Genomic DNA, 10,385 nt, shown 5'->3' with positions numbered 1-10,385 from the left:
GATCTCGGGGAGCACTTCATCCTACCAATGAGGAGAACCGAACGAATTTATCCACGAGAAGTGCGATCCAAGCAGGTCAAATACCCCGTAAAAAAAATGCCAGTCAGCTCTTAACTGACTGGCATTAGCCGATTGGCTCCTTTTTTTGGCGCATCAACACTGATGGGTTAAACGTCCAGGTTGGCAACCTTTAGGGCGTTTGTTTCAATAAAGTCGCGGCGCGGCTCTACTTCGTCACCCATGAGCGTGGTGAACAACTGATCTGCGCCGATGGCATCTTCAATCGTGACCCGCATCATTCGACGTGTTTCCGGGTCCATGGTAGTTTCCCAAAGTTGCTCTGGGTTCATCTCACCAAGACCTTTATAACGCTGAATGTAAACGCCCCGCTTCGACTCGTTAATCAACCACTCGACTGCTTCAACGAAGTCATCAACCGGCTTCTCTTTGTCGCCACGGCGCACAAAGCCGCCCGGCTCAACCAAGCCATTGATCTTCTCGCCGATACTAACGAGCTGATCATAGTCACGCGACATCAGGAACTCATAGTTAAGTGGGTAATCTTTATCGATACCATGCTGGCGTACCGTAATGACCGGTAAATACATTGAACGCTCTTCATCGTACTGTATCGACATGGTATAGGTCGCCGAGTTGACTTCCCGGTCGGTTAAATCCTTTTGTAACTCGTCTGCCCATGCCTGCATGGCCGACTCATCTTTCAGCCGCTCCTCGGTCAAGCGTGGTGCGTACAACAGACGTTGCAGGAAGGCTTCAGGCATGCGGCGAGAGAGGCGTTGCTTAATCGCGTTTTGCGCCAGTTGGTAATCATTAACCAAGGTTTCTAAATGCGCGCCGCTGATACCAGGAGCATCAGCATTAACATGTAGCGATGCATTCTCGAGTGCCATACTGGTCAGGTAAGCAATCAGGCCCGGCTCGTCTTTGATGTAGGTTTCCTGTTTACCTTTTTTTACTTTATAAAGCGGCGGCTGCGCAATATACATGTAGCCGCGTTCAATCAGTTCTGGCATTTGACGATAGAAGAAGGTCAACAGTAGCGTACGAATATGCGAACCGTCGACGTCGGCATCGGTCATGATGATGATACGGTGATAACGGGTTTTATCCGGATCGTATTCGTCCCGTCCGATACCACAGCCCAGGGCCGTAATCAGGGTCGCGACTTCCTGTGAGGAAAGCATCTTGTCAAAGCGTGCTTTCTCCACGTTCAGGATTTTACCTTTCAGCGGCAAAATAGCCTGGAACTTGCGGTTCCGGCCCTGCTTTGCAGAACCACCCGCAGAGTCACCCTCCACAATGTACAGTTCAGATAAAGCTGGATCTTTTTCCTGACAGTCTGCCAGCTTGCCCGGCAGTCCGGCTAAATCCAGCGCGCCTTTACGACGCGTCATTTCCCGTGCTTTTCGAGCTGCTTCACGAGCACGGGCAGCATCGATAATCTTACCGACAATGATCTTTGCTTCGTTCGGTTGCTCGAGCAAGAAGTCAGATAACTTCTCGTTCATTGACTGTTCAACTGCAGACTTCACTTCAGAAGATACCAGTTTGTCTTTGGTCTGCGATGAGAACTTCGGATCAGGGACTTTTACCGACACCACGGCGGTCAAACCCTCGCGGGCGTCATCACCGGTAGCATTGGTCTTATATTTCTTATTGAGCCCCTCTTTCTCCATGTATGAGTTCAGAGTACGAGTCAAAGCAGCACGGAAGCCCGCTAAATGGGTACCGCCATCGCGCTGAGGAATATTATTGGTATAGCAGAAAATGCTTTCCTGGAACGAGTCGTTCCATTGCATGGAGACCTCAACAGAGATGCCATCTTCACGCTCTGTCGTAAAGTGAAAGACGTTCTGATGAATAGGCGTTTTCTTGTCATTCAAGTACTTCACAAAGGCCGCAATACCGCCTTCATATTTGAAGTGATCTTCCCGACCGCTGCGCTCGTCGCGAAGAATAATTGAAACGCCCGAGTTCAGGAATGATAGTTCGCGCAGGCGCTTCGCTAGAATATCGTAATGAAACTCTATATCGCTGAAAATGGTTGGGCTTGGCCAGAAACGCAATTGCGTTCCCGTCTTATCGGTATCACCAATTTGCTTCAACGGTTCAATGGGGTCACCGAGATTATAGAACTGTTCATAGACATGTCCCTGACGTCGGATAGTCAGTTGCAACTTGTCTGAAAGGGCGTTTACAACAGAGACACCAACCCCGTGCAAACCGCCCGAGACTTTATAGGAGTTATCGTCAAACTTACCGCCGGCATGTAAAACGGTCATGATGACCTGAGCAGCAGAAACGCCCTCTTCCGGATGCAAGTCTACAGGAATGCCACGACCATCGTCTTTAACGGAAACTGAGCCGTCAGAGTGAATGGTGACCACAATGTCTTTGCAGTGCCCGGCTAACGCTTCGTCAATAGAGTTATCGACGACTTCGAACACCATATGGTGAAGTCCTGTCCCGTCATCGGTGTCACCGATGTACATGCCGGGACGTTTGCGCACGGCATCAAGTCCTTTCAGGACCTTAATACTCGACGAATCGTAATTATTTTCTGCCATAACAAGCTTCTCTATAGTTCCTTGACGGTTCCATGTTCCACGTGGAACATCTTTGTATCAGCGCGCTTTATTATATCGGGCAATTCGCCCTTATTAATCGCTGAAACGAATAATTGCGCGTTGGTTGCGAGTAGTGCTTCACAAAACTTATGCTGACTACTGGTATCAAGCTCAGCGGTGATATCGTCCACCAAGTAGATACATTGTACTCCTGTTTTGCTGGTTAGGTATTCCCCTTGCACCACTTTTAATGCTGCCACCAACAGCTTTAACTGCCCACGCGACAAAACGTTCTTTACGTCCTCGCCATTGGCTAGTATTCGCAACTCGGCTTTGTGGGGGCCCACCGTTGAATGTCCATAACGGAGGTCCGCCTCAGCATGTTGCTTTAAAGCCTCAGTCAGAGATAGAGCTGAATCCCAGCCCCACTTCAACTGAAACTTGAATGTGTATTGGGGTAAAAAGTGCTTAAGCCGCTCTACCAGTACAGGCTCGAAACTGGTGAGGTACGCCGCGCGTTGCTCTGCCACGCGTTGGCCATAGCTGGCAAACTTTTCATCCCAATAAACATTCTCGTCACTTAAGCGTTTACGTTTTAACAGCGAATTACGCTGTTTCAGTATGTGAGAAAAACGCGTCCAATCCTCAATAAACGAATGTTCCACGTGGAACACACCCCAATCAATAAACTGTCGGCGTACTTTGGGGCCGCCCAAAACCAGTTCAACGGTTTCGGGCGTCATCAATTGCGCCGGGACGAGCTTCGCCATGGGTGCAAACTTTCTTGATGTCTCCCCATCTATTCTCAGTTTTACTTCGCCGGAAATGTCTCTTTGAAAACCCAGCGTATGTAGGCGTCCTGACCCGTTATCTATCTTGGCAAAAACAGTAAAGCTTTGGTTGCCATGCTGCACCAACTGCTTGTAATTACCTGGCCGGAACGAACGACCGGATCCCAAACAGTAAATGGACTCGAGCAGGCTGGTTTTGCCGCTACCATTCTCACCGATAAACAGATTAACCTGACGCCCCGGTGCTAATTTCGCTTGTTCAAAGTTTCGAAAATGCGTCAGTGCCAGCGCGTCAATATACATAAAAGCCTAATGTGCGCCTTAAACTACAGGCGCATCGGCATAACGACGTAAAGTGATGCGTCGTCTTCATCGTCCTCAATCAACCCGCTCGCATCAGGGCCCGACAATGTCATTTTAATTTTTTCGCCATGAATGGTGTTCAGCACGTCAATCAGGTAACTGACATTAAAACCGATCTCCAGCGGTTCGCCCTGGTAGTCCACTTCAACGACTTCTTCGGCTGTTTCCTGCTCTGGGTTGTTCGCCGTAAGGCACATCTCGCCATTTGACAACGTCACGCGAACGCCGCGGTATTTTTCATTCGACAAAATTGCCGCGCGAGAACAAGCTTGCTTTAATGTATCACGATCCGCGATGACGACTTTGTCCCCACCTTGCGGAAGCACGCGCCGATAGTCAGGGAAGCGACCATCCACCAGTTTACTGGTGAACGACATACCGTTGGTTTCGACCCGAATGTGGTTGGCACCAATCGCTACCTTTACTTCTGTATCGGCGTCATCAAGCAAGCGCATCAGTTCCATAATACCTTTACGAGGGACGATAACCTGGCGACCCGCAAGATTAGGCTGCGGAATTTCAACCGAACTCATTGCCAGCCGATGGCCATCGGTCGCAACAGTACGCAAGGTGTTGGCGTCTGTTTCAAACAACATCCCGTTAAGGTAATAACGCACGTCCTGGTTCGCCATTGAAAAATGGGTACGCTCCATCAGGTCGCGTAGTACGCCTTGTGATGTGACCAACTGAATATCGCTGTCCCAGTCATCAATGTTCGGGAAATCTTCTGCCGGTAAGGTAGCAAGCGTAAACTTACTGCGGCCTGAGCGAATCGTGGCTTTTTCTGCGGAAGCGCTTACTTCTACCTGCGCGCTTTCCGGCAAGCTGCGAATAATGTCGACCAGCTTTTTCGCTGGTACTGTCAACTGACCCTCTTCGCCACCTTCAATGCTACAAACTGAAACCAGTTCCACTTCGAGATCGGTACCTGTAAGGCGAATATGATCCGAGGCTACCTGAATAAGTACATTCGATAGAATTGGAATTGTGTGACGGCGCTCAACTGCACCGCTAACAACCTGGAGAGGTTTTAAAAACGCATCACGATTGATGGTAAATTTCATCCCGTCATTCCCCTATGTTTCGTTTCCCTGCAGCACCGGCCCTAGCCGAACAGCTTTGATTAGGCTGATAACGTGCGGATCAAGTTTCTGTAATCTTCTTTGATATCATGCTGCGCGTCTTTTAGGTTTTGAATTTTACGACACGCGTGCAATACCGTTGTATGGTCACGTCCCCCGAACGCATCGCCTATTTCTGGCAAGCTATGGTTGGTGAGTTCTTTTGCTAATGCCATCGCCAATTGCCGCGGTCGTGCCACCGAGCGCGTACGGCGCTTTGACAACAGGTCCGCCATTTTAATGTTGTAATACTCAGCGACGGTCTTTTGTATATTCTCTATAGTAACTAACTTCTCTTGCGCTGCAATTAAATCACGCAAGGCTTCGCGGACAAAGTCGATGGTGATCTGACGCCCGGTCAGATTCACGTTCGCTGCCAGTCGATTGAGCGCCCCTTCAAGTTCGCGCACGTTAGAACGCAGACGCTTAGCGATAAAGAATGCCACCTCGTGCGGCAAGGTAATACCGCGTTCCTGCGCCTTGCGAATTAAAATCGCGACACGGGTTTCAAGCTCGGGAGGCTCAATGGCAATGGTAAGGCCCCAACCAAAACGCGAACGCAGGCGATCCTCCACCCCTTCAATTTCTTTGGGGTAAAGATCGCTGGTCATGATAATCTGCTGATTACCCTCAAGTAAGGCATTGAAAGTATGGAAGAATTCTTCCTGCGAGCCTTTTTTATTGGCAAAAAAGTGAATGTCATCAATTAATAAGGCGTCAACGGAGCGGTAGTAACGCTTAAACTCGTTAATCGAATTGTTTTTAAGGGCATTTACCATGTCCTGTACGAAGCGCTCGGCGCGCATATAAAATACCTTGGCGCCCTTCTTATTGGCCATGATGGCGTTACCCACCGCATGCAATAAGTGGGTTTTACCCAAACCTGTGCCACCGTATACGAACAGAGGGTTATAAACGCCACCTGGATTTTCGGCCACTTGCGAAGCCGCTGCGCGGGCTAACTGATTCGATTTACCCTCGACGAAATTGTCAAAGGTATATTCCGGATGGATATTACATTCAAATGCCGGCGCGGGTGTATCTTCATCCCACGGGCTTTGACGACGGGACGGACGCTCAACAGCGGCCCGCCGGGGTTCAGCTTTACTCGGGGTGTTGGAACTAGCTTCGCTTTTACGTTCAATCCCGCCCACAGCAAATGAAACGCTTGGCGGTTGCGCACCTTTATCTTTAGCTGCCTCACCCAGATAATCGTTGATCAGGTTCAGATATTTATCTTTGACCCAATCTACCACGTACATATTCGGAGCGTAGAGCGTCAAAATATCATTCGCCAGATCCGCCTGCAACGGACGGATCCAGGTATTAAAATGTTGCGTCGACAGCTCGCTTTGTAGGCGTTCGGTGCATTGTTCCCAAAGCGATTTACTCACTCTCCACTCCCTGCATTTCTCTTACCACAGCGATCCTCGCCGGTGCCCCCACTTTGCACCGCTTTTTCCAAGAAAAATGCGAAAATCGACTGTTAATTTTTGTATAATTAATATCAGTTGATTGTACTGAAGTCGGGCGCGAAGCGCTAGCCTGAAAGCCAAATTATGCGACTAACTGCATTACGGTTATCCACAATAAAGATCGCTCTTTTTTCTAAATTGTGGATAGCTTTTGTCGTTGACTTTGATCCTATTTGTCGATAGAATTCGCGCTCTTATTTTTTGGGTAACCCGATTACGGAAGTAACGTTATGAAAAGAACATTTCAACCAAGCGTATTGAAGCGCAAGCGCACACACGGTTTCCGTGCTCGTATGGCAACTAAGAACGGCCGCCAGGTTTTGGCTCGTCGTCGTGCCAAGGGCCGCAAAGTCCTGTCTGCGTAATTGAAGCAGTATTCCTATGGTCGGGAGTTACGTCTGTTAACTCCCGCTCAATTCCAGCAAGTCTTCAATAACCCCCCGGTGAAAGCCGTTACGGCTGAACTCACCATGCTCGCAAGTCCGAATCATTCAGACCATCCCCGTCTTGGCATCACGATTTCAAAGAAACGTGCGAAACGCGCTGTTGATCGGAATCGAATAAAACGCAAGATTCGCGAGAATTTTAGGCTGAAACAGCATAAAATACCGCCATTCGACATTATCGTCATCGCGAAAAGCGGTATTGTCGATCTCGAAAATGATGCTTTGCAACAACGGCTCGATTATTTATGGCGAACTTTAAGCAAGCGGTGCGCGCAATACCTATCGGCTGCATCCGACTCTACCAGTGGTTCCTAAGCCCACTGATAGGTCCACGCTGTAGGTTTCAACCCACCTGCTCGCAATACGCCATCGAAGCTATACAAAAGCATGGTATGATGCGGGGCTTCTGGCTCGCCAGCAAACGCATTAGTAAATGTCATCCCGGTCATCCGGGCGGCTTCGACCCGGTGCCGGACGAGAACGCATCGGAACCAACGAACGAAAGTAAAACAGAGACGAAGGACTTATGAATTCGCCACGTTCAATATTGTTTATTGCTTTTTTGGTAGTCAGCTTTTTCCTCTACCAGAACTGGGTCATTGATACGGCGCCAGGCACCCAAAAAGCGACGCAGCAAACGACTCAAACCACGCAGGACAATGGCACAGCCGACAGCGCTGTTCCAAGTGCTGATCCGAGCCTTCGCGATGAGAGCGTGCCGACAGCATCCAATAATGCGACGCCAACAGTCGCTGACGTTCCGCAAAGCGCCCGCGTCGAAGTCAAAACCGACGTTCTTGACGTTGAGATCGCCTTACGTGGCGGTGACGTTGTCAATGCACAATTGCTTGAGTTTGCCCGCACGCAAGACTCCAAAGCACGCTTTGAACTCTTACATGACGATCCTTCGCAGCTTTATATCGCTCAGTCCGGTCTAGTTGGCCGCGACGGGACCGACTCTGCTGAAGGTCGTCCATTGTTCTACGTGGAACGCGACAGCTATGAAATGACCGGCGATACTTTGCGCGTCCCGCTCACCTATACCATGGAAGACGGCTCGCAAGTCACCAAAACTTTCGTATTCACCAAAGGCTCTTATGCCATTGATGTCATCTACACCGTAGAAAACGTCGGTACGCGGCATAAAGAAGTGCAGTTCTACGCGCAACTGAAACAAGTCATTTCAGAAGCCGGCGGCAGCATGATGATGCCAACCTACCGTGGCGGCGCCTATTCATGGGACGAAGATCGTTACGAAAAGTATTCCTTTGATGACATGCGCGATCAACCACTTAGCCGCGCGACTGAGAGCGGCTGGGTGGCAATGCTTGAGCATTATTTCGTTAGCGCCTGGGTACCGCGTGTTGAAGGTACCAAGCAAATTTCATCAAGTGTCATCCGCAATAATCAGGCATTGATGCGGGTGATCTACCCTACCGCTACCGTCGCACCTAACAGCTCAGCGGAAATCCGCTCCACGCTGTTTGTCGGCCCTAAAGATCAGGACGCTATGGCAGCGGTCGCAGAGAACCTCGATTTGACTGTCGACTATGGCTTCCTGTGGTGGTTAGCACAGCCTATCTTTAAGCTACTGCAATTCTTACAGAGCTTCCTGATTAACTGGGGTCTGTCCATTATCGCAGTAACCATCATCATTAAAGCGGTCCTGTATCCGCTGACCAAAGCGCAGTACGTGTCGATGGCCAAAATGCGCATGATTCAGCCAAAAATGCAGGCTCTGAAGGAGCGCTACGGCGACGACCGTCAGAAAATGTCGCAAGCGATGATGAAGCTGTACAAAGAAGAGAAGGTCAACCCGCTGGGCGGCTGTTTACCGATGCTGTTGCAGTTACCTATCTTCTTAGCACTCTACTGGGTACTGCTGGAAAGCGTTGAATTACGTCATGCGCCATTATTCCTGTGGATTGAAGACTTATCGGCAAAAGATCCGTACTACATTCTACCGCTGTTGATGGGTGCCTCCATGTGGTATATGCAGCGTCTGCAGCCGACCCCAGCAACGGATCCAATGCAGCAGAAGCTGATGCAGTATATGCCAGTCATCTTCACCGTATTCTTCCTGTGGTTCCCGTCCGGTCTGGTGCTGTACTGGTTGAGTAACAACCTGATCACCATCGCGCAAATGCAGTGGATTTATCGTGGCCTCGAGAAAAAAGGCATCATGGAGCGACGTAAGAAGAAATGAGCTTCGAGCTAAGCAACGATACCATTGTCGCCCAAGCCACCCCGCCCGGACGCGGCGGGGTAGGTATTGTGCGCGTCAGTGGCCCGGCGGCGCAACGCGTTGCCGAAAACTTGCTTGGTCATTGCCCACCACCCCGCAAAGCTGAATACCTCCCCTTTCGTGACCAGCACGGTCAATTGCTTGATGAAGGCATTGCTTTATTCTTCGCCGGACCCAATTCATTCACCGGTGAAGATGTACTTGAATTACAAGGACATGGCGGCCCCGTGCTGATCGACATGATCATCAAAGCCATTTTAGATCTTCCTGACATCCGGCCAGCCCGTCCAGGCGAATTCAGCGAACGGGCGTTTCTTAACGACAAACTTGATCTGACGCAGGCTGAAGCTATTGCCGACCTTATTGATACCACGTCGGAACAAGCCGCCAAAGCCGCTCTACAGAGCTTACAAGGCGGTTTCTCTCATGAAATTGACCAATTGGTCGATGCTGTTATTCAGCTACGCATGTTCGTTGAAGCGGCCATTGATTTCCCTGACGAAGAGATCGACTTTCTCAGTGATGGCAAGGTAGCCACCGACTTAGAAGCGATTCTTGATCATATGCAGCAGGTGATGGTGCAAGCCAAGCAAGGCTCACTGTTGCGCGAGGGTATGAAAGTGGTCATCGCCGGTCGCCCGAATGCCGGTAAGTCGAGCTTGCTTAATGCGCTTGCCGGACGCGAGTCAGCCATTGTTACCGCCATTGCCGGCACCACCCGTGACGTATTGCGTGAGCATATTCAGATTGACGGTATGCCGCTGCATATTATTGATACTGCAGGTTTGCGCGACAGCCCCGATGAAGTTGAGCAGATTGGTATACAGCGTGCCTGGGACGAGATCCGCGGCGCTGATCGCGTGCTATTCATGGTGGATGCCACCGAGACCGAGGCCGTGCACCCTGCTGATATCTGGCCCGAATTTTTTGAACAGTTGCCGGCTGACCTGCCCTATACGGTCATCCGCAATAAAGTAGACCTGAACACAGAGCCCGTGCAGCTTGAAGATATTGGCGGCGTCCCTGTGCTACATCTGTCGGCAAAAACCGGCCATGGCGTTGAATTATTACGTGACCACCTTAAGCACTGCGTCGGCTATCAGGCCACCAGCGAGGGTAGCTTTATGGCGCGTCGTCGCCACTTGGTAGCCCTGGATAAAGCGCGTGAGCACTTACTCACCGGACAAGACGCATTGGAGCAGCACATCGCCGGTGAAATTCTAGCTGAGGAGTTACGCCTCGCACAGCAACACTTGAATGAAATAACCGGTGAATTCAGCTCTGACGACCTGTTAGGTAAAATCTTCAGCTCCTTCTGCATCGGCAAATAATCCTTTTCCTGATTTTAGCGCTCAC

At 50.1% G+C, this 10,385-nt stretch carries 9 protein-coding genes; 5 read left to right on the top strand and 4 right to left on the bottom strand.

Annotated elements, in window-relative coordinates; genetic code table 11:
• Positions 1 to 167 precede the first annotated feature (167 nt).
• From gyrB to dnaA, 4 genes are read right to left on the bottom strand one after another with little or no spacing between them, the layout of a single operon-like run.
• Positions 168 to 2,588 carry a DNA topoisomerase (ATP-hydrolyzing) subunit B gene (gene gyrB, locus CWI71_RS09710; protein ID WP_126755070.1) on the bottom strand — a complete coding sequence of 807 codons (2,421 nt, stop codon included), beginning with the start codon at positions 2,586 to 2,588 and terminating at the stop codon, positions 168 to 170.
• A gap of 11 nt (positions 2,589 to 2,599) precedes the next feature.
• Positions 2,600 to 3,682, bottom strand: coding sequence for a DNA replication/repair protein RecF (recF, locus tag CWI71_RS09705; RefSeq protein WP_126755069.1), 1,083 nt, complete (start codon positions 3,680 to 3,682; stop codon positions 2,600 to 2,602).
• A gap of 23 nt (positions 3,683 to 3,705) precedes the next feature.
• A complete protein-coding gene (gene dnaN / locus CWI71_RS09700; RefSeq protein WP_126755068.1) occupies positions 3,706 to 4,806 on the bottom strand; it encodes a DNA polymerase III subunit beta in 1,101 nt (366 codons plus the stop codon).
• Positions 4,807 to 4,865: 59 nt separating this feature from the next.
• Positions 4,866 to 6,257 (bottom strand): chromosomal replication initiator protein DnaA, encoded by a 1,392-nt coding sequence (gene dnaA / locus CWI71_RS09695; protein WP_126755067.1) that lies wholly within the window; start codon positions 6,255 to 6,257, stop codon positions 4,866 to 4,868.
• Positions 6,258 to 6,568: 311 nt separating this feature from the next.
• Between dnaA and rpmH the strand changes: the two genes are divergently transcribed.
• Genes rpmH through mnmE form a run of 5 tightly spaced genes read left to right on the top strand, consistent with a single transcriptional unit; the run spans position 6,569 to position 10,360 of the window.
• Positions 6,569 to 6,703 carry a 50S ribosomal protein L34 gene (gene rpmH, locus CWI71_RS09690; protein WP_055439485.1) on the top strand — a complete coding sequence of 45 codons (135 nt, stop codon included), beginning with the start codon at positions 6,569 to 6,571 and terminating at the stop codon, positions 6,701 to 6,703.
• Entirely contained in the window at positions 6,704 to 7,099 is a 396-nt protein-coding gene (gene rnpA, locus CWI71_RS09685) for a ribonuclease P protein component (RefSeq protein ID WP_126755066.1), read from the top strand. It abuts the gene before it with no gap.
• A complete protein-coding gene (gene yidD, locus CWI71_RS09680; RefSeq protein ID WP_126755065.1) occupies positions 7,030 to 7,314 on the top strand; it encodes a membrane protein insertion efficiency factor YidD in 285 nt (94 codons plus the stop codon). Before rnpA ends, yidD begins: the two co-directional genes overlap by 70 nt.
• Complete coding sequence (yidC, locus tag CWI71_RS09675) at positions 7,311 to 8,990, top strand: membrane protein insertase YidC (RefSeq protein ID WP_126755064.1); 1,680 nt, start codon at positions 7,311 to 7,313, stop codon at positions 8,988 to 8,990. Before yidD ends, yidC begins: the two co-directional genes overlap by 4 nt.
• Positions 8,987 to 10,360: a tRNA uridine-5-carboxymethylaminomethyl(34) synthesis GTPase MnmE gene (gene mnmE, locus CWI71_RS09670; protein ID WP_126755063.1), complete on the top strand. Its 1,374-nt coding sequence runs from the start codon at positions 8,987 to 8,989 to the stop codon at positions 10,358 to 10,360. The genes yidC and mnmE overlap by 4 nt, the downstream gene beginning before the upstream one ends.
• The last annotated feature ends 25 nt before the right edge of the window (positions 10,361 to 10,385 follow it).

The sequence above is a fragment of the Pseudidiomarina insulisalsae genome, assembly GCF_003987065.1.
In the GTDB taxonomy this organism is placed as follows: domain Bacteria; phylum Pseudomonadota; class Gammaproteobacteria; order Enterobacterales; family Alteromonadaceae; genus Pseudidiomarina; species Pseudidiomarina insulisalsae.
Note: the sequence above shows the minus strand (reverse complement) of the source record. Positions and strands in the feature narration are given on the sequence as shown.

What these genes read in the sequence shown, in the direction of transcription:
- gyrB (WP_126755070.1), bottom strand. Translation starts at nt 2,588, where the DNA reads ATGGCAGAAAATAATTACGATTCGTCGAGTATTAAGGTCCTGAAAGGA.
- recF (WP_126755069.1), bottom strand. Translation starts at nt 3,682, where the DNA reads ATGTATATTGACGCGCTGGCACTGACGCATTTTCGAAACTTTGAACAA.
- dnaN (WP_126755068.1), bottom strand. Translation starts at nt 4,806, where the DNA reads ATGAAATTTACCATCAATCGTGATGCGTTTTTAAAACCTCTCCAGGTT.
- rpmH (WP_055439485.1), top strand. Translation starts at nt 6,569, where the DNA reads ATGAAAAGAACATTTCAACCAAGCGTATTGAAGCGCAAGCGCACACAC.
- yidD (WP_126755065.1), top strand. Translation starts at nt 7,030, where the DNA reads ATGGCGAACTTTAAGCAAGCGGTGCGCGCAATACCTATCGGCTGCATC.
- yidC (WP_126755064.1), top strand. Translation starts at nt 7,311, where the DNA reads ATGAATTCGCCACGTTCAATATTGTTTATTGCTTTTTTGGTAGTCAGC.
- mnmE (WP_126755063.1), top strand. Translation starts at nt 8,987, where the DNA reads ATGAGCTTCGAGCTAAGCAACGATACCATTGTCGCCCAAGCCACCCCG.